Raw genomic sequence first — 25089 nt, forward strand, 5'->3', positions numbered from 1 at the left:
TTTCGCCGGTTGGCCAGAACCTCACATGTAGTGCTTTTCGTGCACCGGCTTCACCAGCACATTGGCGATCAGCGCGATGACGAGCAGCCCGGCCATGGCATACATGGTCGTGTTGTAGAGGCTCGGCGTCGGATCGACGGTGCCCGCCGGCGCGATCTCCATCAGTTGCGCGATGGTCACCGTCTTGGCGGCGATCAACTGGTCGAGCTGATCGATACCGGCGCCGAATTTGTCGGCGAAGGCTGCCGGATCGACCTTCGACGCCAGATTGTGGAGCGCGCTGTTCAGCGACATGTTGCGCAGGCCGGTGATGGCCAGCGGGCCGAGAACGCCCGCCGTGCTCCACGCCGTCAGCAGCCGTCCGTGGATGCCGCCGACGAACTTGGTGCCGAAGATATCCGCCAGATAGGCCGGGATGGTCGCGAAACCGCCGCCATACATTGTGAAGATGATCATCGTCGCGGCATAGAACATCACCAGCCAGAGCACTGCGGGATTCATGCTGACCTGATGCGCGGCGAACGGGATCGACAGATAGAGGATCGTGCCGAGCACGAAGAAGCAGTAATAGGTGTTCTTGCGTCCGACATAGTCCGACATCGAGGCCCAGAAGAACCGGCCGAGCATGTTGAACACCGAAATCATGAACACATAGGTTGCCGCGAAGGCGGAATTGACGATCAGCGGCAGCGTGGTGCCGAAAATCTCCGTCATCATCGTCTTGGCGACGCCGATAACGCCGATGCCGGCCGTCACGTTGAAGCAGAGGATGATCCACAGCAGATAGAATTGCGGCGTCTTCAGCGCCTGATCGATGTGAACATGGTTCTGGGTGATCATCTTGCGCGAGGCGGCATCCGCCGTCGGCGGCGTCCAGCCTTCCGGCTTCCAGCCCTCCCGCGGCACCCGATAGGAGAAGGCGGCAATCATGATGACGACGAAGTAGACGATGCCGAGCGTGAAGAACGTCCCTTCGGCGCCGGTATTGCCGGTGCCCACGACGTAGACGCCGGGGTCAATGGCGATCGGCGCTTCGGCGGCCTGCCGGGCGGTGGCCACCACCACTTCGACAAGCTGGCCATTGACCTCGGCCATGCGCTTGCCGCCCTCGATGACGATGTTCACGGCGTCCTGCGGTCCGAGAAACTGCGGCGCCTTGTAGTAGAGCCCCAGAAGGAATTCCTGGATCGGCGTGGCTATCATCGCGCCGCCGCCAAAACCCATGATCGCGAGGCCGGTCGCCATGCCGCGCCGGTCGGGGAACCACCGGATCAGCGTCGAGACCGGCGAGACATAGCCAAGCCCGAGCCCGCAGCCGCCGATGGCCCCATAGCCGAGATAAAGCAGCCAGAGCTGGTGGGTCATGATGCCGATGCCGCCAATGATCAGCCCGCCGCCCCAGCAGAACGCGGCGACAACGCCGACCATGCGCGGGCCGACCTCCTCCAGCCACTTGCCGGCGAAGGCGGCCGACAGCCCGAGAAACACGATTGCCACGGAGAAAATCCAGACGACGGAGGACAGGCTCCAGTCGCCCGGCGCCGGCGCGACCACGCCGAACTGCTTGACCAGCGGCGGGTTGAAAATGCTCCACGCATAGACGGAGCCAATACACAGATGGATCGCGATGGATGCCGGTGGAACCTTCCAGCGGTTGAACCCGTCTTTCGCGACGATGTGTTCCTTCTTCAGCTTGTCAAACATGGGTCGTTCCCTCCCAAGAACGCATTTCGCCACGCCCACTCGCCGGCCTAATCGGACGGCCTCCCGGGCGCAGTTCGATTTCCTCCGGAGCCGATTGCGTTGTAACGCCTCTGAAACTGGCGGCTACGATCCACATGGCCCCCAAATCAGTCATGCCTCGGAGAGTCGGTATTCTATGTCTATTTTGTTTATAGTAAATAAATTACTCTTTCTTATTTATTTACTATTAATTATTATTGTTTAATATTTTAATTTATATAATACAAATTGATAAAATCAGTAAATTGTAATGAATATAAATTTTACAGGAATGAGGGGCTTGAGCTTTGTCGTTTTTATGCGCTGTGCCGAGCGAACTAGGAAACGACGTTCTTCACCTTCTTGTCGAGGACAGCTTCTTCTGCTGCTAAATTTTGCTCTTGGCGGCGGTGACCGCTGTGACTTGTAATTGTCGCCGCCGGCAAAGGCATCTGTCTGATAACGCTGCTCGTGCGTTCAAATGAGCGAGGTTAGCTCCGACCATGTCATCCCGATCGGGATGTTATGGGGTCTCGACACGAAAGCTTCCTTTTCGGTAAGTTTCTCTTTCAATGCCGCCAAACTTCCTGTACGGTAAGTCCAGTTCGGGCTGCACGGCGTCTCATAATGGCCGGAAGCTGCTCTGCTCCACTTGCGTTAAGCTATTTCGCCAGGTCAGCGATCTGAACGTGAAGTGTTCCAGGGAACGCATATGATAAAGTCGGCCAAGGATTTCGGAGAACTGATCAGGGTGAAGCGCAAGGAGTGCGGCTGGACCCAGACCGAACTTGCGCGGCGCGCCGGCACGGGCGAACGCTTCATCGTGGACCTTGAGGCCGGAAAGCCGAGCTGCCAGCTCGGAAAGGCGCTGACAGTCGCCCGCACGGTTGGCCTGGAGCTGGGCGATCTGAAGGCCCGAGCGCCCTTTGATGACGGGGAGGATACAGGCCTCGACTTCCTGCCGACATTCGGTAACCGTCAATGATCCCGTTTTTCTATGAAAACCTGTCCGTCGGGCGCCTCATCACGGATGAGCCATGGCGGTTTGTCTATGAACCAGCCTGGGAGAGCCGGCGATCGGCCTTCCCGATCTCACTGACCATGCCGCTCCGATCCGGTCCGATAGGCCCTGAAAGACTGCTGCCCTGGCTTGCCAACCTGCTGCCGGAAACGCACCTTGCCGAGATCGGCTTCCGGCTAAAGGTGTCGCCGCAGGATATTGTCGGCATGTTGGCCCATATTGGCCGCGACACTGCCGGCGCTCTTTCAATCGGCCAGCCGCGAGAAACGGGTCTGCATCTGCACCCCGTTGACGACGAGGCCGCGCTGGAGCGCATACTCGACGAGCTGCCGTCAAAGCCGTTTCTCGTCGGCGAGCGCGGCGTCTCGATGTCGCTTGCGGGCGTGCAGGAAAAACTTCCTGTCTTCGTCGATAGCGCGGGGAAGATTGCCATCCCCGTCAACGGCACCCCCTCCACCCACATCATCAAGCCGGACACCCAGCGTCTGGCGGGAAGCGTCGAAAACGAAGCCTTCTGCCTCGCGCTTGCACGGAGCTGCGGGTTGGAAGCGGCGCAAGCCGAGATTGGCACGGCAGGCCGAAGGCGCTACCTGCTGGTCGAGCGCTATGATCGCTTCAAGGATAAGCAAGGCCTTATCCGCAGGCTCCACCAGGAAGATCTCTGCCAGCTGAATGGCCGATTTCCGGCGCAGAAATACCAGCGCTCCGCAACGGGCGGCGGACTTTCCCTGCCGATGCTCTTCCGCGCGGTCGAAGAGTTCGTCTCGCCCGCGGAGCGGCCCGCCCTCCTGGACGCCGTGATATTCAATGTGCTGATCTGCAACTCGGATTCCCATGCGAAGAACTATTCGGTGCTGATCGGCGCGAGCGGAACGGCCAGAATGGCGCCGCTTTATGATCTGATGTGCGCCGCAATCTATCCCCAGGTCGACCAGAGCCTTCCCCAGAGCATTGCGGGCAAGTTTCAGGCGACGGATCTGCATGCCGATGACTGGAAGGCGCTGGCGGCCGACATCGGATTGAGCGGGGCATCGACAGTTCGGCGCGTTGAAGAACTGGCCGTGCGGGTGCAAGCAGCCTGCAGCGATGTGGCCGGTCAATTGCTGGAATCGGCCGGAGATCCGACGAGATCCCTGGAACGGATCGTTCACGAGATCAAAAAACGCTGCCGTCGCATCGAGCGGCAGCTCAGCAATCAGCGCTCTTCTGGCTGAGCGGCAAGCCTCAATATGACGTTCGGAATGAGGTTTTCAGGCGATTTGCGCCTTGATCGCGAAGATCATGGCGAAGCGCACCTGTCACCGTCCAGGCATGATAGTGAACGTGAACTCTGACCAGCTCTGTTGCAGCCTGCACATCGCCCGCCAGACCGTGATCGCGCATCCGCGCGGAACATAGCCCCTCTCCTATCCATTTGAGAGGTGATGGCTCCCGCGAGCGGGCCATCATCGGATCGAAGGATAAGCCGCGCGATGCAGCAACTGGCCGACAATTTCTGGACTTTCCGCGGCGACTTCAAGGTTGCCGACGTGATCAATCTCGGCACCCATATGTCGCTCGTACGAATGGCGAACGGCAGGTACCTGCTTCTCGACAGCTATGAGCTTGATGATGGCGAGCGCGACGCGTTGCTGTCGCTGACCAATGGCGGGCGCGCCATCGAGGCTGTTCTCAACGTCCACCCGTTTCATACGCTTCATTGCGCTGCCATCCATGCGCTCCTCCCTGATGCCCGGCTATTCGGCACGTGCCGCCACCACAGGAAAGCGCCGGATTTGCCTTGGGAAGCGGAATTTATCGAGGACACCGCGACACGGGATGCGTTTGCCGAGGACCTTGCATTCTCGGTGCCTGAGGGCGTCGACTTTGTCTGCGACGACGACAGCGTCCATGTCGCCTCGGTGCTGGTGCGTCACCGGGAGAGCGGCATCGTCCATGTCGACGACACGATCAATGTGCTGGCCGCGCCCGGCTTTCTCGGCAAGCTGCTGCCGCAATCGAAACTGAAGTTCCATCCCCAGCTTTCAAAGGCGTTGCAGAAGCGGCCCGGCGCCGCCGACGATTATGCGCGATGGGCGCGCGGCCTTGCCGAGGACTGGGCCGGAACACCCGTCGTCTGCGCCGCCCACTCCTCCATCCGCAAGCTGCCACGGGACGGCTGGCGAACCGAGGTCCTCAAGGCCCTGGCGGCCGTAGAGACAACCCTTTCCAAACACCGCAGCGAACACGGTTGATGTTCGTTGCCAGGCGAAGAAAAACGAAACACGAGGAAACATTCCCATGTCCAATTCTCTGACGACCATCAATCCGCTGACCGAAGAAGAGCTCGAATCCTATCCGCAGATGTCGGACGAGGAAGCTTCGGCGGTCGTTGAAGCCAGCCACACGGCGTTTCTCGAATGGCGCCTGAAACCGCTTGAGGAACGCGCAAAGGTGATCGCGGCGATCGCCGAAGAAATGCGCAAGTCGAAGGATGAATTCGCCAAGCTGATGACCGACGAAGTCGGCAAGCTGCTCAAGGACAGCCGCGAAGAGGTCGAGCTCTGCGCGGCGATCTGCGACTACACCGCCAAGATCGGCCCCGATACGCTGGCGGACGAGGAACGCGAGGTCGACAGCGGCAAGGGCATCGTCACCCATTCGCCGATCGGCGTGGTCTACGGCATCCAGCCGTGGAACTTTCCCGCCTATCAGGCCGTGCGCTATTCGATTGCGAGCCTGATGGCCGGCAATGGCGTGCTGCTGAAACATGCCTCGGCCTGCACCGGCAGCGGGTTGTTCCTGCGCGATCTTTACGAACGGGCCGGCCTGCCGAAGGGGCTGTTCGGCGTTCTGCTGATCTCGCACGACCAGTCGGACAGGATCATCGAGGACGAGCGCGTGCGCGGCGTGACACTGACGGGCAGCGACAAGGCCGGGCGGACCGTGGCCGGCAAGGCTGCCGAACTGGTCAAGAAGACCGTGCTGGAACTCGGCTCCAACGACGCCTATCTGGTGCTCGACGACGCCGACCTGGATCTGGCGGTCAAGACCTGCGTTCAGGGCCGCATCTACAATAACGGCCAGACCTGCGTGAACGCCAAGCGCTTCATTGTGACGGAGAAGAATTACGATGCCTTCGTCAAGGCCTATGCCGAGGCCTTTGAGGAGATCAAGATGGGCGATCCTTCCGAGGACGACACCGAACTCGGCCCGATGGTGACCGAGGAGCAGCGCGACAAGCTGCATAAACAGGTCGAGGAAAGCATCGAGAAGGGCGCGCGGCTCGTTGCCGGCGGCAAGATCCCGGATCGCAAGGGCTGGTTCTATCCGGCGACCGTGCTCGCCGATGTCGCGCCCGGTCAGCCCGCCTACAAGGATGAGATGTTCGGACCCGCCGCGTCCATCATCCGCGCCAAGGATGAAGAGGATGCGATGCGGATCGCCAACAGCAGCCGCTATGGTCTCGGCGGCGGAATATTCAGCCGGGATGTCGAGCGCGCCCGCAAGCTGGCGGCGGATTATTTCGACACCGGCATGGTGTTCATCAACACGTTCGATGTCGCCTACCCGACCATGCCCTTCGGCGGCGTGAAGACCTCCGGCTATGGCCGCGAGCACGGTCCGGAAGGGCTCAAGGAGTTCGTCAATATCAAGTCGATCCGGATCGGCTGATCGGCCAGAACGCCGAAAAGGGCCGGAAATCCGGCCCTTTTCTTTGCGACGCACCCGTTTTTCTGGCTCGCTGTCAGAAGCTGAGGCTGGCCTTGGCGGAGAACATGTGGCTCTCCAGGTTTTCCCGGAACTCGCCCTCATAGGCGGCTTCGAAGGTGAAGCGGTCATCGGCAAAGGCCGTCACCGAAACCCGGCCGATAAAGGCATCGGCGCCGATATCCGCGCCCGCGACATCGAAATCGCTTCCGAAAATGCCGAGCGTCGAGGAGCGGCCGGTATCGCCGTAATCATGCCGCCAGCCGGCGCTGATTGCCGGCAGAAGCCGTACGCCATTGTCGAAGCTTATATCCTTGGAAAGCGCGACCGCCAGTGTGGTCTGGGTTTCATCGAACGTCTGTGAGGGAATGGCGAGCGCAAAGCTGCTTCCGCTTTCCTGCATGCTGTCACGGTGAAACGCGCGGTAGCCGAGCGTCGCCGAGGGCGTCAGCGTAAACGCGTCCATGTCGAGGTCCGAGAACGCCGCGGCCTCGATGAACCCGCCAGTGCCATGGCCGCTGGCGGACGCCGTGGCCGAATATGCGCCAAGCGTGGTGATCCGGCTGGTCGACAGGTCGCCATAGCCGAGGCCGGCGCGGCCGGCAAAGGTCATCATGCCGGCATCGAAACTGCCGTAGAGCGCCGCCTGATAGGTGCCGACATCGCCGGAGCCGTTGGCGCTTGCCGAGACATCGGCATATTCATAGGAGGCGGCGACGCCGGCAACGCCCTGGCCGAACCGCCAGTCGTAACCGAAGACGCCGTTGCCACCGGAGACATCATAGCCTGAAAGGCCGTTTGCCGAACCGACGCTGGTCGAGAGCGAATTGCCGCTCGCCCAGAGCGTTCCCTCGCCGGCGGAGCGGTCGCCCGTTCCGGCAAGACCGTTCGTCAGCTGCATCTGTCTCGTGCCGACGGCATCCGCAAACCGGCCAACGGCGCGCACCGCGGTCGTTCCGATCTCGGCATGCAACTGTCCGGTCATCGACGGAAGACCGGCCGCCAGCGCATCGAGATCGGCCGCATAGAGCGTGTTGTAGGCATCGTTATAGGCCGCGTCCGGACGCACACCCGCAGCCGGCCGCGCCCTGTCGATCGCGGTGCCCAGCGCGGTCTCGTTTACCGTACCGGCGATGCCGAGGGCGGCGAGATCGCCATAGCGTTCCGGGGTGGCGGCCAGTGACAGCGCATTGTCGAAATAGAGCACGTCGAAACGCGTGTTCGCCGCAAGGCCCGAAGCCGGCTGGGCGAGACTGTCGAAACTGCCTGCCACGCTGCCATTGGGCGCGGAAACGAAGGTGAAGAGCTCGCCCGGCTGAGGCGTGAAGCTGTTGGTCGCCGACCCTGAAATGCCGCGCAGCTGCGGGGCAAGCGTGCCGCCCGCCGTGAACACATTGCCGCTGCCGGCAAGGATCAGGCGGTCATAATTGCCGGCGCCGTTGCCAGTGCCGGTCCCGTCGACCTCGATTGTCGCCACGGCCGAAGAATTGAGCGTGACATCGCCATAGACGGTCAGCGTTCCGGGCGAATTGCCCGGCGACAGTTCACCGGAGACGTTGATGTCGCCCCTCACAACGCCGACGCCGCCGAGCGTGCCCTTGCTGCCGACCATCAGAACCGGCGTTGCCAGCGCGCCATCGACCGACAACAGGCCGCCGGTGACCGAACTGCCCTTCTTGAAGGCTGCCGCACTGGCGATCTCGAGCGTGCCGCTGCCCTGCTTTTCCAGGCTGCCCTCGCTTTCGAAGGAAACGAGCCAGGTCGCGTCGCCATTGCCCGCGCCAACCGTGTAGACGCCGTCCCCGCTCATGCCGACCGGTCCGACCGAAAGCGCGCGGTCGAGCCGGATCAGGCCATGGCCATAGACCGAGTCGATGCCTTCCGCGCCCAAATCCTCGGCCGTCATGAACAGGATGTCGACGATCTTTGCCGGCGAGAAGGTCGGGTAGGCTTCCGTCAGCACGGCCACGGCGCCCGAGACGTTCGGGGCGGCCATCGACGTTCCGCTGTAGGAGTCGTATCCGCCCATATCTTCGGGAACCGTGGAATAGATGCCGCTGTCGGTATAGGTGGGCTGGTCGCCGCCGGGCGCGGCGACGCACCATTCCTTTGCCACGCCGCAATGATTGGAGTAGCCGGCGATATGGTTATAGGCATCGAGCGCCACGACGACGATGATACGGCCGCGCTCGATCCCGTCGGCCTTCTCGGCCGCGGCCAGCGCCTCGGCGGATGTAAAGCTCAGGTCAAGTCCGACGCCATGATCATCATAGATCAGGTCGCCCGCCGAATTGGTCGCGCCCTCGTTTTTCGGCTGAATGAAGGGGTAAAGCCCGCCGCCCGCCGGGTTTTCCGCATAGATCGGGGCATCGAGCATGTCGTTGCCGGCCGCCACGACGAGGATCTGGCCGGCGTCCATATTGGCCCTCAAAGCTTTGGCTTCGCTCATCAGTTCATCCGGCTCGTCGATGTCCCAGCTTGTCTGTCCGGGATCGGAGCTCGGGCCATAGCTCATATTGATGACGGCGATATCGTCGAACTGGGCAAGGTAGCGACTGGCGTCCGTTGCAGGGTCCTGCATGTTCCCGGAGACGGGATTGCACGTGTCGTAGATCCAGTTCGGACCGCAGGCTTCCAGGTCGTCGATGTCGACCGTCTTAAAGACGCCGCCGCCGAGGTCGACCGTCAGCGCATCATCATTCCCGGGGATTGCCTTCACCGCCAGGATCGTCGCTTCCGGCGCAACGCCTTCCATGCCGAAACCGTTATGCCCGGCCGCGATAATGCCGGAAACATGGGTGCCGTGACCGTCGGTATCGAGGGAATCCGTCCAACCCTGTTGGAACCCGGCTTCGAACTCCGCAAGCGTAATGGTCTTGCCCTCGAGATCCCTGTCGAACCAGTAGAGGTAGGAACTCGCCCGTTCGTCGACGCGGCCTTCAAATTCAGGGTGCACCGTGCCGTCGGGCCGCATATCGAGACCTGTATCGATAACGCCGACAACGACATCCTTTCCGGTAAAGCCGAGTTCGCGCGCCGTCCTGGCGTGAATGGCATCGAGCGAATAATTGCGCTGGTACTCACTGAGCGCGCTCTTGGGAATGTTCGGATTGCCGCCGGGATACGGCAAAGCCCGTTCGCCCGGCGCAGACGTCAGCGAACGGGACGGATAGACGTCGGCAAGATGGCGTCCGCTATCGACCGCGCGCGCGATGTTCTGCGCCAGATCCGGCCGCAGACCGATGGCCGTTGCCTTGATCTGATCGGCGCGATTCGGCGTCAGCCGGGTATTCTCCACAATGCTGGCGAGGAAGGACGTCGTGCCGTAGCCGGCCGCCTGACCAAGCGCGTCCTCGATGGCCGATGCCGAGAACCAGGATTGCGAGCCTGCCGGGACGCTGGCTTCCGCGGCCTGGGCCGGGCTGAAGGCGGGCGCTATCAGCGCCGAGGCCATCAGAAGAGCAAGTGTGCGGCAGCGCAGAACCTTGCGGCCACGAGCGTGTGAAGCAGTACCAGAAAACATTTTTGACCCCAGTTTCTTTCGAACCCTCACCTTGGAAAGGCGGGTTTCGATTATCCTTGCGCGAACGCGCGCAGTTTCCCCAAACCTGGCCACCCCTGTCGCCAGCCCCGAACGCGATCTCTTTTTCGGGAAGCGGCGACGCGCGCTGCCCGGATCGATCGTTTGTGACTAAAGGAAGGCCAATCGCTTGTATCGCCCGCACGTCCCCAATGATGTGCAGAACGTACCGAAATGGGTTTCTTCAAGCGGAGGCCCGCCCCGCGTCAGACGCCTGCAAACCATGCAGGCCAGGTATATCTTGTCGCGGCGCCGGAAGCGGCGGACATCGCGGCTGCGTGGCGTTGCCGCCTGGCCTCGCCCGGCGTCATGTCATAGCGGCGGCGGAAGGCCCGGATAAAGGCGCTTTCGGACTGGAACCCGACCGAGGCGGCGATGGCGTTGTTGTTGAACGGCAGTGCATACGGATCTGTGAGCTTGTGATAGGCCGCCGCGAGCCGCCGCTCCCGCACAAAGGCCGCGACGCCGCCATAGGGTTCGAAATGGCGATAAAGCTTCGTCCGCGAGATGCCGAAGCGGGCGGCGATATCCTCCACCGTCAGATTTTCGCTTTCGAGATTGGCGTCGATATGCCGGCGCACCTCCTGCAGCACGCTTTGTTGCAGCAAGGACGTCTGTTCGTCGGAAAGCTCGCGGCCGTTATTGATGACGGCGGCAAGAAAATGGACCAGCGCCGAAAACACCTGGGGACCGTCCGCTGCCCGGATTGCAGGGGCCATGCGATAGACATCCAGAACATGGGTGCGGAACAGATGGGCCAGCGGCGTGTCGCGGCGCACGCGCCGGTAATGCAGCCCATCGGGCTCGTGCAGCAGCGGCGCAAGCCGGTCACGCGGCACGGCAAGCGCCATAAGGTCGAAATCCTCGTTGACGGTGTCGAGCGGCTCGGCATTGTCGAAGATACAGATGTCGCCGGCATCGAGAATGACATCGCCGCGCGCGGTGCGCGCGTGGCAGCGCCCCTTGAGGAATATCTGGATCATGTAGTTGTCGACCCCATCGCGGCCGATCTGCGTGCGACTGCGCGAAAAGGCCTGCTGCACGCTTGCGCAACGCCCCAGCGTCCCTGAACCGAGCAGGAAACCGTTCACTTCCGCGCGGAACGGTTCGTCCGCGGCGGCATCCAAAGTGGGCAGGTAGAGCTGGCTCATGGCGTCGCGCCATTCCTGGTAGTCTGTGCTCGCAAAGACGTCGTTTGGGACGACGTCCTCCACCATTGGCTTGGCTGTGGTCTCTTCCGGCAATTTGCGTCTCCCCCAAGGCGGCGGCATCACCGCCGCTTGCTCCTTTCCAATCAACTCAATAAAGACCCGCCCGGGCGCGCGGCCTTTGATGATCGTCAGCTTAAATACTGTAAAGCATTCCGCCGCTATCCTCAAATCGCGCCGGTTTCCGCCGGCCTTCGAAGGGAGTGCGAGCGCTTCCTCTATCGCGACGCCAGCATCATCTCGGCGGCCTTCTCCGCGATCATCGTCACCGGCGCATGGGTGTTGCCGGAGGGGATCGTGGGCATGATCGAGGCGTCGGCGATGCGCAGATTGGCGAGGCCGCGCAGTTTCAGCGCCGGATCGACTACGCTTGCGGGGTCGTTGCCCATGCGGGCCGTGCCGACGGGGTGGAAAATGGTGGTGCCGAGCCTGCCCGCCGCCGCCAGCAGCTCTTCATCCGACTGCACATCCGGCCCAGGTTTGATCTCGCGCGGGTTGAGCCCCACCAGACCAGCGGCGGCCATCAGACGTCGGGCGTGGCGGAGACTGTCGACGGCGATGATCTGGTCGGCGTGCGCGGAAAGATAGCGAGGCCGGATTTCGGGCGGGCGATCTGGCGCGGGCGCGGTGATATGGATCGTGCCGCGACTTTCCGGCCGCAGATTGCAGACGGAAACCGTCACCCCCGGCTCCTTGTCGAGCGGCTGCCCGAAGGCTTCCAGCGAAAGCGGCTGGATATGATATTCGAGATTGGCCCGATCATGCTCGGGCGAGGACCGGGTGAAGATGCCGAGCTGGCTCGGCGCCATTGACATCGGCCCGGTGCGGCGAAAGGCATATTCGAGGGCAATGCCGGCCTTGCCCGCAAGCGTTGCGAGACGATCGTTCAGGGTGAGCGCGCCGGTGATGCGGAACACGGTGCGGATTTGCAGATGGTCCTGGAGGTTTCCGCCCACGGCTGGAATATCGAGCGCCACGGGAAGACCGAGGGATTGCAGCAGGCCGCCATCGCCAATGCCGGAAAGCTCCAGAAGCTGCGGCGTGTTCACCGCGCCGGCGGCAAGCACGATCTCGCCCCGGCAGGCGGCCCGTTTGAGCCGGCCGTTCTGGCGGTAGATCACGGCCTCCGCCCGCCCCTGTGACAGGGCAACGCGCTCAACCTGGGCCTTCGTCTCGATGCACAGATTGCGGCGCGACCGGGCGGGGTTCAGGAACGCCTTGCGGGCATTCCAGCGCAACCCGCCGCGCTGGTTCACCGGAAAATAGCCGACGCCCTCATTGTCGCCATCGTTGAAGTCGTCGGTTGCGGGAATGCCGATCTCCTCGGCCGCCGCGGCCAGCGCATCGAGTACGGGCCAGTGCAGGCGCTGCTCGCAGACGTCCAGCTCGCCGCCCTTGCCGTGGACCGCGCTCTCCGGGCCAAAGTGATTTTCCGATTTGCGAAACAGCGGCAGCACATCGTCCCAGCCCCAACCGGTGCAGCCGGCCTGCCGCCACTGGTCGTAATCCGCCGCCTGTCCGCGCATGTAGATCATGCCGTTGATCGAGGAGCACCCGCCCAGCACCTTGCCGCGCGGATAGGCGAGCGCGCGGCCGTTCAGCCCCGCCTCCGGCTCCGTGCGATAACACCAGTCGAGCCGGGGATTGCCCATGGCATAGAGATAGCCGACCGGGATGTGGACCCAATGGTGGTTGTCGCGCCCACCCGCCTCCAGCAGCAGAACCCGGTTGGCCGGGTTGGCGCTGAGCCGGTTGGCCAGCACGCAGCCGGCAGACCCCGCCCCGACGACGATATAATCGAATTCGCCCTCGTCGACGATATCCGTTTCAACCATGCTCATCACTCCAGGCACGCCCGCAGGGTCGATGCCTCTGGAGCGGCTCCGCGTTTCATCGAACGCAAACCCGCTCCAACATCATGCTTTGTCATTGTGGCAGAGGGCAGACGCTCCCGCCGACCGAGAGCGCCCTAAAGCGCCTCCATCGTGCCGCCGGTCGGAATTTCGGGGGCCGCGCCGTTTTCGACGATCACCAGATCATAACCGCCGTCATCCTTGATCCGCCACTGGCCGCCGGTGAGCGGGGTCTTGCAGACGTTTTTGGCAGCAAACGGCGGCACGCCCTTGCCATTCCAGGCGATCGGGCCGACGACGCATTCCATGTCGGTGGCGGCAATCGCCTCGGCGACGAGCTCTCCGTCGGTGGGGTCTTCGGCGCGTCCCATGACATCGGCGGCGACCTCGAACAGCGAGTGGACGAAGCCGATCGGCTGGGTCCATGGCCGACCGGTCTTGGCCGTGAAATCCGCCGCAAGCTCGGCCGAGCTCTGCCCGGTCACGGAGGATGAGAATGGGTGGTTCGGCGTCCACCACACTTCCGAGGACAGATTGTTGCCCGCCTCGCCGAGCGCTTCGACCGATTGCGGGAACAGCAGCGCCTTGGCAACCGTGACGGCCTTCGGCTGCATGCCCTGCTGGCGCAGCTGATTCCAGAAGGTGGTGAAATCCGGCGGAATGAGAACGCCGGTGATGATATCGGTGTTCGCCGCCTTGAACGCGTTGATCTGGGCCGAGAAATCATCTGACAGGTTCTGGAAACTGCCGGGATTGGTCAGCGCATAGCCGCGTTCGGCTAGCCCCGGCTTCAGGCCGGTCTCGGGATCGCCCCAGGCATTACCGTCGGCATCGTTGGGGAACAGGCCGCCGACGGACTTGTTGGTCTGAAGCTGATCCCACATGGCTGTGTAGACCGCGATGATATCTTCCATGCCCCAGAAATAGTGGAACGCGAACTCGAAAGGTTGCCAGCTTGACGGATCGCGCGGATTGGCCTGCTGGCCGATAAACCAGGGCTGCCAGGGCGCAACGGTCGAAAGCACCGGAATCCCCTCGGACTCGCACACGCCTGAAACCGGATTGGTGGTTTCCGGCGTCGAGGCGACCAGCATCAGATTGACCTCGTCGCTCAGGATCAGTTCCTTGGCAACGTCGGCGGCGCGGTTGGGATTGGACTGGCTGTCCTTGACAATCACCTCGAAATTCTTGCCGACCGACGATGTCAGGAAGGCCTCGATATTGTAATTGTCGCTTTCGGCAAAGCCGGCCAGCGGCCCGGTCTGCGGCGAGACATAGCCGAGCTTGATCTTGCTGCCCTGGGCGATCGCGGGCGCGGCGAGCCCGGGTGCTGCAAGCATCAGCCCGGTGGCTGCCGTGGAGCGCAGAAACTTACGTCTGTTGATCATTCTTCCTCTCCCTTTTTGTAACGATCCCTCTGCCCGACCGCTGCCATCCGCATCGCGAACGCCTCCGCAGCGGCGGCTCGGGAAAATATGCAGCTAGCGGGCCGCCCCCATGCCAATGGACCCGCCGGCAGCCAGATCCTGCAACAGATTTTGCAGCATGGCCACTTCCGCGTCCGAGACCTCATGGCCGCGACCGGGGAAAATGTCCGCGCGCAACCGGCCCTTGCCCGCGCCAAGTTCGCATGCGGCCTCGGCGAAGGCGGTGACGGGTATCCACGGATCGGCATCCGAGCCCGTCAGATAGACCGGCAGTTCGGGCGCCAGCCGATGGGGCCGGTCATCCGTCGCAACGCCCACGCGGCAGCCGGTGAAAGCTGCGAGCGCCTGCGGGGCGGCAAGCCCTGCAAAGGCATATTCCAGCGCGAGACAGGCCCCTTGCGAAAATCCGGCGAGCAGCAACGGCAGTTCGCCGAAGGCGGCGCGCGCCTCGGCGACATCACCGGCAAGCTGATCCAGCGCCGCCTGGAGCGCGGTGCGCGTCCCGTCGGTCAGGGCGTCGATGGCCCGGGCGTCATACCACGAGCCGCCTGCGGCCCGCGGTAGAACGAAAGCGACATCCGGCGCATCAAGGCGGGCCAGAACATGGGATTGCATCTCCTCGGGCGATTGCCCGCGGCCATGCACAAACACACAGATCGCTCTGGCCTGTTTTTCCGCCGCAAGATGAAGCGCGCTTGATGACATCAGGCGAACTCGGCCTCTTCCAGCCCGGCGCGCAGCTCTTCCTCCCGATCCTTGAACCATGGCGGGAACACAAGCGTCTTGCCGATCTGACCCGGAGGCTCGTCGCGGGCCCAGCCCTCCGGCGTGGTCCAGGCCAGTTCGAACAGCGCGCCGCCCGGCGAGCGGACATAGCAGGACTTGAAGTAGTTGCGGTCCTTCTGCTCGGAAATGTCGGTGAAGCCGAGACCCTCGATATGGGCCCTCAAATTCATCTGGTTTTCCTCATCGCCGGTGTTCAGCGCCAGATGATGGATCGTGCCGCCCGCCAGCGTCCATGTGCCCTGCGGGCTCTCCCGGTCATCAATAACCTCGACGCGCTGGATGATGCCATCGGCGTCCGGGACCCGATAGACCGTGCCCTCATGCGTATCGGCCTCCTTGGTCAAAGGCAGGGCGATGGTCATGAAATCATCCATCGCGGCGCGATCGAAGCAGGCGACCAGCGCGCCGTAAATGCCCTTGATGCCGTGCTCGGCGCTCACGCCCTGCGCCTCGTTGGCAATCGGCGTGCGGTTGTCGCTGTCGCTTTCCACCAGCTCATGCGGAATGCCGCAGGGATGGGCGAAGACGATGCGGTCCGCGCCGAAACGGGTGACCTTCTCGGCCTTGATGCCCCGCTCGTTCAGCCGGTCGACCCAGAAGTTCGCAGCCCCCTTCGGGATCGCCTGCATGATGGTGCGCGACTGGTTCGTGCCGCGGCGGCCATAGACGCCGGGCTTGCGGAACGGGAAGGTGGTGATGATGGTCGAGGCGTCGCCATCGGGCGAGCCGTAATAGAGGTGATAGACCGGGATCACGCCGTCAAACAGCACCGTGCGCTTGACCGAGTGAAGTCCCAGGGTCTTGGTGTAGAAGTCGAAATCCTCCTGCGCGCCATCCGTGGAAAGCGTCAGATGATGATAGCCGCTGATTTGTGCCAAGATACAATCCTCCCAAAATGCAGTCTGTCCGTGCGGCGCCGCATGAAGAACACTCCCCGCAGCGCCGTTTTCGTAAACGCAAGCTTACTAAGCCGTTCTGGCAGCAGCCACGCACAAACATGGATGCTCCCGCAAAGTCGTCATCGATCTGAAAATAGCGGCGTCGCAACGCCTCATTCGTGTGCGACAGCGCCCAAGCCGAAACAGCGAAAGAATTGAACCATCATCTCCCGGCGTCTTCAACGTCAGGCGAAGCGTGTTCAATTCGGTCGCGTCATCGGCGTTTCCTCCAAACCGATCCTCCTGAAATCAGACTAACCCATGGCGAAAGCGCCGGTTATGCGATGTTCGAAAACTTGCATCACCTTTTGTTATGAAGTCTTGCAGATCCCGGCTGGGCTGCTTCACATCCAAACCGTTCGCTTTCCGCCTCGGATTTTCCCTGGCCTACCGGGCCAGGATGCGTTTCAGGGCCCGGTGCAGTTCGGCCTCCGGATCGTCAACGGGCGAGGACACGCGCCAGCAGACGTGGTGATCCGGGCGGACCAGCAGGCAGCCGCTGTCACAGATTTCCGCCAGCCTTGCCCATTCGCCGCTATGGTCGACATATTCCCGGCGCGGCCCGATCACATGGGTCACGATCTCGATGCCGAGCGCATCGCCGACCCGGGCGGCCGCCTCGACCCAGGCCTCGCCGCCGAGCCCGGTCAGAATGGTGAACCGGCCGTGGCCGCACAGATCCAGCGTCGAGACCTCGGCCCCGTTGTCGTGGCGGTAAAGCCAGGCATGCGGCAGCCGCGCGCCGGGCCATGTGGTGGGCTGATAGTGAAGGTCGGCGTCGAGCTGGAAGGCCGGCTCGATCTGACCGTCCGTCACCACCGCGTCCGAGCTGTAGCGCTGGTTCATCTCGACACCGTGGGCGTCGAACTCATATTTCTTGAAGGCGATCGCCTTGCGGATCGCCTCGCGCTGCGCTTCGGCCTCCGGCGTGCCGTTGGTGCGCGCCTCGAGGTTCTTCTGCATCTGCTCGGGGTTCACCCCTTCGGCCATGCCGAGGGCTGCGAAGATCGGGCCGGTTTCGGCGATCGACTGGTTTGCCCGGGTGACGATCTGCTTGGCGACGGGCGCCCGCTCGGCGTCGTAGCTGTCGAGCAGATGCTCGCCCGCCTGCCCCTTCAGAACCATGGCCAGTTTCCAGGCGAGGTTGAAGGCATCCTGGATCGAGGTGTTGGAGCCCAAGCCGTTCGAGGGCGGATGGCGGTGGATGGCGTCGCCCATGCAGAACACCCGGCCGCTGGATGTTTTGGTGGCGTAGAAATTGTTCACCGTCCAGGTGTTGGCCGCCAGAAGCTCGATCTCGAGCTCCGGATCGCCGATCAACTGCCGGGCAACGCCGGTGGCGAATTCCGGGGTCACGACAGGTTCGGGCTCGTTGATATCGTAGCCCCAGACGATCAGCCATTCGTTCCACGGCCGCACCATGCGCACCAGCCCCATGCCGATGCCGCCGACATCCGCGCCGGGCTGCATCACCCAGTAAAGCACGGAGGGACGATGAGCGACGTATTTCGTGAGGTCCGCCTTGAACAGGATGTTCATCGATCCGCCGACGCCCATCTTGCCCTCGAAGGGCAGATTTTCATTCTCCGCCACCAGCGACTTGCCGCCATCCGCGCCGATCAGATATTTCGACCGGATCGTGAATTCCTTCTGCGTCAGCCGGTCCAGACAGGTGGTGGTCACGCCCTCGGCATCCTGCTGGTGGCGCAGATATTCGGTCGACATCCGCGCCTGGGTTCCGCGCGCGCATGCCGTCTTGAACAGCAGCGGCTCCATGAAGGTCTGCGGCAGGTCGTTCATCTTCGTCGGTGACGACATCAGATGCTCGGCCTTGGACAGCGGATGGTTGCCCCAGGCCTTCATGCGGCCGATTTCCTCGCCGGCAAGGCTTTCGCAGAAGATGTTCTCGCCCATCAACTCCTGATGGGTGGCGAACATATAGGCCTCGTCCTCGACCTCGCGGCCGAGATCGCGCAGCACCTCCATGGCGCGCTGGTTGGTGATGTGCGCGCGCGGCGTATTGGCAAGCCAGCGATAGCGGTTGATCGCCATGTTTTCGATGCCGTAGCTCGAAAGCAGAGCGGCGGTCGCCGAACCCGCGGGTCCTGTCCCGATGATCAATACATCGGTCGTGATATCTGACATAAAATCTCCTCCCAAAAACAATATAAGGCGGGTCATGCCGCCGAAACATCAAAAGGCCGGCATGTCCCCGCTCCAGGCCGCCTGAAGCAGCGTCCGGATTGCATCGCGTTCAACCGGGCGCGGGTTCCAGTAGGGGTTGGCGACGGCAAGGTCGGCCGCCTTGTCGAGATCGGCCTCGCTCACGCCAAGATCGCTGAGCGCCAGCGGCGCGCCGATTTCCTTGGCGAACCTGTAAAGTCCCCTGCCCGGATTGTCGTCCTCGAAGAGCTCGGCAACAGGCGCCAGAAGCTCCGGGACCGCGCCGGCATTATAGGCCAGGGCATGCGGCAGGATGATCGCGTGGGTTTCGGCATGCGGCAGGTTGAAGCTTCCGCCCAGCGTGTGGCAGAGCTTGTGATGCAGCGCCATGCCGACCTGCCCCAACACCGTGCCACAAAGCCAGGCGCCGTAAAGCGTCTCGCCGCGCGTCGCCACGTCTTCGGGCGAGGCCAGAACGCGCGGCAGGCTGTCGCGGAACGCGCGCAGCCCCTCGACGGCCATCAGCGAGGAAATGGGAGACCGGTCGCGGGCGTAGAGCCCCTCGGCGGCATGCGCCATCGCGTTCAGCGCGGAGGTTACCGTCATTTCAACCGGCAGGGTCGCGACCAGTTCGGCATCGTAGAGAATGGTGCCGGGCTGCACTTTTGGATTGGTCTGGGTGGTCTTCTGCCCATTTTCGGTCTGGCCGAGAATCGGCGTCGCCTCAGACCCGGCATAGGTGGTGGGCACGGCGATCTGAGGCAGACCCGTCCTGAGCGCGATGGCCTTGCCCAGCCCGATCGTGGAGCCGCCGCCAACCGCGACCAGCACGTCCGCGCCCAGTTCTTCGGCGCGGCGGGCCGCCTCTTCCGAGACGTCGACCGGCGTGTGCATCGTCGCATTGGTGTAGGCGCCGACAGCGCGGTCTCCGCAATATTCGGAGAACGCCTCGGCCAGCTCAGCCTGCTGCGGCGTGGTCAGAATCAATGCGCGCTCGGCGCCGAGCGTTTCCAGTTCCTCTGCGATGTTCTTGCGCACTCCGGCGCCGAAGCGGACCCGGACGGCCGCGCTGCGCGCGGTGAATTGCTCGCGAAAAAAAGACACTCGACTCCCCCCTCATGCTGGACTGAAAATCACGTTACCCCATTCAATGGGGGATATTGATCTGATGTTTGAAATAAAATATTCCCTTAAGTTATGAAAATAGACAGCGAACATCTCGAGATATTGGCGGTCATCGTCGAAAAGGGCGGCTTGACCGAGGGGGCGGAAGCGCTCGGGAAATCGCAGCCTTCGGTTTCGCGCAGCATGACCTTGCTGGAAAAAAGAATCGGCATGCCGCTGTTCGAACCGGGCCGCCGGCCGCTGCGCCCGAACGAGCTCGGCGCAAGCCTTGCCCGGCTTGGCAATCGCATCCGGACTGCCAATCGTGAAGCCAGCCTTCTTGTGCGGCGCTTCCGACAGGGGCTGGCCGGCCGGCTGAGGGTCGGCGGCTCGCCGATCTTCACCGATGGCGTCGTGGCCAAGCTGATTGCCGAGTTTCAGACGCGTTATTCTGACGTGTATATCGATCAGTCCTACGGCTATCTGGACACGCTCGAGGCCGGGTTGAGAAATGGCGGTCTCGATATCGCCATCCTGCCGCTTCATCCCCGACAGGTGCCTGCGGACATGGAGTTTCTGCCGCTGCTTTCCGGCCGCAATGTCGTGGCCTGCCGGCAGGATCATCCGCTGACGCGAATCAAGGCGATCACCTCCGATGCGATCGCGCCTTTTCCGTGGATCGCGCCGCCCTCCAACAGCCCGCTCTACCGCGACCTGGAACGCGCGTTGAAATCCATGGGACAGGAAAGTTTCATGGTCAATTTCTCGGGTGGAACGCTGGCATCCATCCAGTCGCTTCTGCTGGGGTCGGATTCGCTGACCGTGCTGCCCTATTCGGTGGTGTTCCTGAACCGCCGCACCATTCCCCTTGTCGCGCTGCCGTTGAAAATCGACCATCCGAACCGCCAGCTTGGCGTCATGACCAAGACCGACGGAAAGAGACCGCCGGCCGCCGAGCAGTTCATCACCTTCCTGCAGACCGAAGCCCAGCGACTGCAGGCGCGCATGGAGCACGAGGAGCAGGTGACCCAACGCCGCGGCTGAACGCTACTTTAGAGCGACATAGGTCTTGGGATCCAGCATCGCGATGCGCACGGCGACCGATTGCCCGGTGGCGAGACCGATCTGCTCGCGAAGCTGGCCGGCGACTTCGGTGACCATTGCGCGCGTGCGATCCGGCCGCTCCAGCAAAGAAAGTTCGACATTGATCTGAGGCTGGTCCGGCAGGCCGAGCACAGGGATTATCGCCAGTTGGAAGGCTTCGTTGCCAACCGAGAGACTGGAACACAGCGATGTGCGCATATCCGGCAGAAACGCCGCGAGACCGTCCCGCGCCGCGCCATACTGCGCCTCATCGATGAAGATTTTGACGTTGGGCATTCTGACCTCATTGTGAAACGAGAACGAAATCGAAGGGGGAGCGCCACAGGGTCGCGCCGTCCTCGACCTGCTCATAGGGCGCGATCAGGGTGTTCTTGACGCCGAAAACGGCATCGGATTCCAGATATTTGTCGCCGCCGACAAAGGTGTGGGTGACCAGTTTTTGATAGCCCGGCGCGGTGACGAGATAGTGCATGTGAGCAGGGCGATAGGGATGGCGGCCAAGATGGCCGAGCATCTGTCCCACCGGCCCGTCATCGGGGATCGGGTAGCTGACCGGCTTGATGCCGACGAAGCTGTAGCGCCCGTCCGCCCCGGTGATGAACCGCCCGCGATTGTTCCATTTCGGCTGAATGCCCGGCTGCTGAACGTCGTAATAGCCGTCGGCATTGTCCGACCAGACATCCACCGTCGCGCCTTCGATTGTGTTGCCGTCAATGTCGAGAACACGGCCCTCGAACAGGCAGCTCTCGCCCTTGCCGTCCAAGGAAATATTGTCGCCCATCTGCCGGATTGGCGCGCCGTCGACATGGAAGGGGCCGAAGACGGTGTTTTCCGTCGCGCCTTCGGGCCGCCGGTTGTTGATCGCGTCGACCAGCATCGAGAACCCGAGAACGTCCGACAGCAGGATGAACTCCTGCCGCTCCTCGGAGCACATCTGGCCCGTCTTCGTCAAAAACCCGATCGCATAGTCCCACTCTTCCTGGGTCAGATGGATTTCCTTGGCGAAATCATGAAGATGGCGAACGAGACAGGACATGACCTCTGCCAGCCGCGCGTCCGTTTCGGGCCCCATGCGTTGATTGACGGTGCTGGCGGAATTGTCTTCGGTGAAATAGCTCATGAACTTCTGCTCCTCAAAGGGGTCATTTGATTTTGCGATTGCGCGGGCCGGTTTTCGGCGGAAGATGTTCGAGCGGCAGGAAGTCGAAGCCGGTTTTCTGCACGACGCCTCCCCACAGTCCTCGTCTTTCGAACAGCATGATGGCAATGCCGATTATTCCCAGAATGATCAGATAGACGGTTCCATAGTCCGACAGCAGGCGCTGAAGCCCGTAAAACACCAGCACCCCGATGATCGGCCCCGGCAGGGTGCCGATCCCGCCGATTACGACGATGAAGATGACGAAGGCGGTCCAGTCGATCACCGAAAAGGCGGCGTCGGGCGCGATCCGGCCGGTCTGAAGAAATATCAGCCCGCCGCAAAGCCCGGTCCCGAAGGCGGTCAGCATGAAAACCAGCGCCTTGAGCCGCAGCGGATCGACGCCAACGGAGCGTGCCGCGACCGTATTGTCGCGCATCGCCTGCAGGCCCAGCCCCATGCGCGAGCGCAGGAACAGCCAGCTTGCGGCGAGCATGATCACGACGAGCCCGAGGGCGAGCCAGTAGGTCAGCACATCCACCGCCGCCGCGCCCGAGATATCGAGAAGGTCGCGCAAGGCCTGCACGCCCGGCATTTCGCGCGCGGCCCCCCTGGGCAGCGCGGTGCCCGTTCCCCCGCCAAGCGCCCGCCACTGGCTGAAGGACAGCCGGGCGATTTCGGCGACGGCCCATGTGCCGATCGCGAAATAGGCGCCGTAAAGACGGAAGGTGAAGAAGGCGACCGGAACCGAAAGCGCCATCGCCACCAGCCCGCCGATCAGAATGCCCGTCAGCGGATCGATCCCCCACAGGATCGCGGCCGCGAACATCGAATAGGCCCCGACGCCGACGAAGAGCTGCTGACCGACCGAGACCAGCCCGGCAAAACCCGCCAGCATGTTCCAGTTCAGGGCCAGAACCAGCAGGCACAGCACCATGAACAGGTCCTGCACCAGGGCGCGCATGCCGAACAGCGGAATGATCGCCAGGATGACGATGATGACGGCGGAGAAAAGAAGTTCAAACGCGTTTCTCATGGCCGGACCTCAATCATATGCGCGCGGGAACAACCCGCGCGGCCGCACGAGCAGCACGACGACAAAGGCGACATGGCCCGCCAGAATTTGCCATTGGGGGTTTATGGCGGCGCCGAACGCCTGCGCCACGCCAATGATCAGCCCGCCAATCAGCGTTCCCCACAGGCTGCCAAGCCCGCCGATAATGACCGCCTCGAAGGCGTAGAGCAGGCGCGCGGGACCGATCGACGGATCGAAATTGGCCCTTGCGCCAAGGTAAAGCGCGGCGATTGTGGCCACCACCATCGCAATGCCGGTGGCGACCGCGAAAACCCGTTGCGGACGGATGCCCATGAGCTGCGCCGTCACCGGATCGTCGGAGGTGGCCCTGAAGGCCCGGCCAAGCGCTGTGCGGTAGAAGATCCAGTTCAGCCCGAGGATGACGAGAATGGCCGAGGCAAAGGTAATCAGCGGCATGACGCCGACATTCATCGTCCCCAAATGCAGCGACTGCGCCTCGATGGAACCCACCGGCAGTTTGCGGCTGTCGGCGGTAAACTGCTGCAGCAGCGCGTTCTGGATGACGATCGACAGGCCGAAGGTGACCAGAAGCGGCGGCAGGATATCCTCGCCCAGCACCCGGTTCAAAAGCGCGATCTGCAGCACATAGCCAAGCGCGAACATGATCGGCATGGCGATCAGGGCCGCGACGAACGGGTTAAGCCCCAGCACCGTGCCGACGCCGAGGATCAGATAGGCGGCCAGCACGATCAGGTCGCCATGGGCCAGATTGACCAGCCGCATGATGCCGAAGACAAGGCTCAGCCCGGCGGCAAACAGGGCGTAAAGACCGCCAAGCAACAGGCCCTGAACAAGCGTTTCCAACCAGATCATGCGTGACTTACTCCGAAATAGGCGTCGTGGATGGCCTCGCGCGACAGTTCCGAAGGATGCCCCGACAGGGTGATGCGGCCTTCCATCATGCAATGGACGACATCGGCGATTGCGAGCGCCTGTCCGATATCCTGCTCGACAACGATGATCGCCGTGCCGCTCTCGCGGATTTTCGGGAAGGAGGCGTAGATTTCGCGGATGACGACGGGGGCGAGCCCCAGGCTCAGCTCGTCGCACAGCAACACCGACGGGTTCGACATCAGCGCCCGCCCGAGCGCCACCATCTGTTGCTGGCCGCCCGAAAGCGCGGTCGCCGGCTGGCTGCGGCGTTCCGCCAGAACCGGAAACAGTTCGAAAACGCGCGACAGGGTCCAGTAGGCGTTGCCCTTGCGGGCATGGGCCCCGATCTCGAGGTTTTCCTCGACGCTCAGGCTCGGAAACAGGCAGCGGCCCTCCGGCATCATGCTGATGCCGGCGCGCAAAATGTCCGGCGCGCCCAGCCGGTCGATGCGCCTGCCATCCAGAGCGACCGTCCCCGCCGTTACCTTTGCGATGCCGGTGATGGCGCGCATCAGCGTGGTCTTGCCGGCACCGTTCGCGCCGATGATGGCCAGCGCCTCGCCGTGCCTGAGCGTCAGATCGACGCCGAACAGGGCCTGAAAGTCGCCGTAATGAGCCGTCAGGTCGCGGATTTCCAGAAGCGCGCTCATGCCTCGATCCCCAGATAGATTTCGCGCACCTTCGGCGCGGCCATGACCGTATCCGGCTTGCCGTCCATCAGCACCTCGCCGAAATTCAGCACCATCAGCCGGGACACGACCGCGTTCAGCGCGTGCAGCACATGCTCGATCCAGATGATCGCCATGCCCTCGGCATGAATGGCGCGGATCGTCGACACCAGTTCGCCGCACTCGCCATCGGTCAGCCCGCCCGCGATCTCGTCCAGCAGGATCACATGCGGCCGGGTGGAAAGTGCGCGCGCCAGTTCCAGCCGCTTGCGGCTGAGAAGCGGCAACGATCCGGCCTTTTGGGTGGCCAGATGATCGAGCCCCGTTCGGGTGAGAAGCTCCATGCAGAAATCCGGCGCTTCGGAGGCCTTGACCGAACCGCCGAACCGGGCCGCCACAAGCAGGTTTTCATAGACGGAGAGATGGCCGAAAGGCTGTGGGATCTGGAACGAGCGGCCAATGCCGCTGGCGCAGCGCTGCATCGGGGTTTCGCGGGTGACGTCGCGCCCGTCGAGCATCACCTGTCCGCTATCCGGCTTGAGATTTCCGGTAATGAGATTGAAGAGCGTGGACTTTCCCGCGCCGTTCGGCCCGATAATGCCCAAGGCCTCGCCGGCGGCCAGATCGAAACTGACATCGTCAGCGACCTTCAGCGAGCCGAAGCTTTTCGACATTCCCTTGACTGAAAGGACTGCCATAATTGTTCTCTCCCCTTGCG

20 protein-coding genes are annotated in these 25089 nt (G+C 62.7%); 5 read left to right on the forward strand and 15 right to left on the reverse strand.

Annotation, left to right across the window (positions count from 1 at the left end; all coding sequences use genetic code 11):
- Positions 1-21: 21 nt before the first annotated feature.
- Positions 22-1704: an OFA family MFS transporter gene (locus K7H91_RS09340; protein WP_230719955.1), complete on the reverse strand. Its 1683-nt coding sequence runs from the start codon at positions 1702-1704 to the stop codon at positions 22-24.
- A gap of 730 nt (positions 1705-2434) precedes the next feature.
- Here K7H91_RS09340 and K7H91_RS09345 point away from each other — a divergent pair.
- The 4 genes from K7H91_RS09345 (at position 2435) to K7H91_RS09360 (ending at position 6397) form a co-directional block, all read left to right on the forward strand.
- Positions 2435-2707, forward strand: coding sequence for a helix-turn-helix transcriptional regulator (locus K7H91_RS09345; protein ID WP_230719956.1), 273 nt, complete (start codon positions 2435-2437; stop codon positions 2705-2707).
- Positions 2704-3957 (forward strand): type II toxin-antitoxin system HipA family toxin, encoded by a 1254-nt coding sequence (locus K7H91_RS09350; RefSeq protein WP_230719957.1) that lies wholly within the window; start codon positions 2704-2706, stop codon positions 3955-3957. The genes K7H91_RS09345 and K7H91_RS09350 overlap by 4 nt, the downstream gene beginning before the upstream one ends.
- A gap of 258 nt (positions 3958-4215) precedes the next feature.
- Entirely contained in the window at positions 4216-4977 is a 762-nt protein-coding gene (locus K7H91_RS09355) for a hypothetical protein (RefSeq protein WP_230719958.1), read from the forward strand.
- Positions 4978-5023: 46 nt separating this feature from the next.
- The gene (locus tag K7H91_RS09360) at positions 5024-6397 is read left to right on the forward strand and encodes an NAD-dependent succinate-semialdehyde dehydrogenase (protein WP_230719959.1); all 1374 of its coding nucleotides are present in this window, start codon (positions 5024-5026) and stop codon (positions 6395-6397) included.
- A gap of 73 nt (positions 6398-6470) precedes the next feature.
- On the opposite strand, the gene K7H91_RS09365 is transcribed toward K7H91_RS09360, so the two are convergent.
- From K7H91_RS09365 to K7H91_RS09400, 8 genes are all read right to left on the reverse strand, one after another.
- Positions 6471-9956 (reverse strand): S8 family serine peptidase, encoded by a 3486-nt coding sequence (locus tag K7H91_RS09365; RefSeq protein WP_230719960.1) that lies wholly within the window; start codon positions 9954-9956, stop codon positions 6471-6473.
- A gap of 263 nt (positions 9957-10219) precedes the next feature.
- Positions 10220-11257, reverse strand: a complete 1038-nt coding sequence (locus K7H91_RS09370) for a helix-turn-helix domain-containing protein (protein WP_230719961.1) — start codon at positions 11255-11257, stop codon at positions 10220-10222.
- Positions 11258-11439: 182 nt separating this feature from the next.
- Positions 11440-13056 (reverse strand): GMC family oxidoreductase, encoded by a 1617-nt coding sequence (locus K7H91_RS09375; RefSeq protein WP_419197467.1) that lies wholly within the window; start codon positions 13054-13056, stop codon positions 11440-11442.
- 134 nt (positions 13057-13190) lie between these two features.
- Positions 13191-14462 (reverse strand): ABC transporter substrate-binding protein, encoded by a 1272-nt coding sequence (locus tag K7H91_RS09380; protein ID WP_230719964.1) that lies wholly within the window; start codon positions 14460-14462, stop codon positions 13191-13193.
- A gap of 93 nt (positions 14463-14555) precedes the next feature.
- Positions 14556-15206 carry an alpha/beta hydrolase gene (locus K7H91_RS09385; protein WP_230719965.1) on the reverse strand — a complete coding sequence of 217 codons (651 nt, stop codon included), beginning with the start codon at positions 15204-15206 and terminating at the stop codon, positions 14556-14558.
- Positions 15206-16165 carry a VOC family protein gene (locus K7H91_RS09390; protein WP_230719966.1) on the reverse strand — a complete coding sequence of 320 codons (960 nt, stop codon included), beginning with the start codon at positions 16163-16165 and terminating at the stop codon, positions 15206-15208. Before K7H91_RS09390 ends, K7H91_RS09385 begins: the two co-directional genes overlap by 1 nt.
- Positions 16166-16612: 447 nt before the next feature.
- Positions 16613-18370 (reverse strand): FAD-dependent oxidoreductase, encoded by a 1758-nt coding sequence (locus tag K7H91_RS09395; RefSeq protein WP_230719967.1) that lies wholly within the window; start codon positions 18368-18370, stop codon positions 16613-16615.
- Positions 18371-18418: 48 nt separating this feature from the next.
- Positions 18419-19492: a maleylacetate reductase gene (locus K7H91_RS09400; RefSeq protein ID WP_230719968.1), complete on the reverse strand. Its 1074-nt coding sequence runs from the start codon at positions 19490-19492 to the stop codon at positions 18419-18421.
- A 93-nt stretch (positions 19493-19585) separates the two neighbouring features.
- On the opposite strand from K7H91_RS09400, the gene K7H91_RS09405 reads away from it, so the two are divergent.
- On the forward strand, positions 19586-20536 hold the full coding sequence (locus K7H91_RS09405; RefSeq protein ID WP_230719969.1) for a LysR family transcriptional regulator: 951 nt from the start codon (positions 19586-19588) through the stop codon (positions 20534-20536).
- A 3-nt stretch (positions 20537-20539) separates the two neighbouring features.
- Here K7H91_RS09405 and K7H91_RS09410 read toward each other — a convergent pair whose 3' ends face one another.
- From K7H91_RS09410 to K7H91_RS09435, 6 genes are read right to left on the reverse strand one after another with little or no spacing between them, the layout of a single operon-like run.
- Positions 20540-20872: a hypothetical protein gene (locus tag K7H91_RS09410; RefSeq protein WP_230719971.1), complete on the reverse strand. Its 333-nt coding sequence runs from the start codon at positions 20870-20872 to the stop codon at positions 20540-20542.
- 7 nt (positions 20873-20879) lie between these two features.
- The gene (locus K7H91_RS09415) at positions 20880-21716 is read right to left on the reverse strand and encodes an intradiol ring-cleavage dioxygenase (RefSeq protein WP_230719972.1); all 837 of its coding nucleotides are present in this window, start codon (positions 21714-21716) and stop codon (positions 20880-20882) included.
- Between the two features lie 22 nt (positions 21717-21738).
- A complete protein-coding gene (locus K7H91_RS09420; RefSeq protein ID WP_230719973.1) occupies positions 21739-22770 on the reverse strand; it encodes a branched-chain amino acid ABC transporter permease in 1032 nt (343 codons plus the stop codon).
- 9 nt (positions 22771-22779) lie between these two features.
- Positions 22780-23643 (reverse strand): branched-chain amino acid ABC transporter permease, encoded by an 864-nt coding sequence (locus K7H91_RS09425; RefSeq protein ID WP_230719974.1) that lies wholly within the window; start codon positions 23641-23643, stop codon positions 22780-22782.
- On the reverse strand, positions 23640-24353 hold the full coding sequence (locus tag K7H91_RS09430; RefSeq protein WP_230719975.1) for an ABC transporter ATP-binding protein: 714 nt from the start codon (positions 24351-24353) through the stop codon (positions 23640-23642). The genes K7H91_RS09425 and K7H91_RS09430 overlap by 4 nt, the downstream gene beginning before the upstream one ends.
- Positions 24350-25069: an ABC transporter ATP-binding protein gene (locus K7H91_RS09435; protein ID WP_230719976.1), complete on the reverse strand. Its 720-nt coding sequence runs from the start codon at positions 25067-25069 to the stop codon at positions 24350-24352. Before K7H91_RS09435 ends, K7H91_RS09430 begins: the two co-directional genes overlap by 4 nt.
- Between the last annotated feature and the right edge of the window lie 20 nt (positions 25070-25089).

This window comes from Martelella mediterranea (genome assembly GCF_021021415.1).
Taxonomy (GTDB): Bacteria; Pseudomonadota; Alphaproteobacteria; order Rhizobiales; family Rhizobiaceae; genus Martelella; species Martelella mediterranea_C.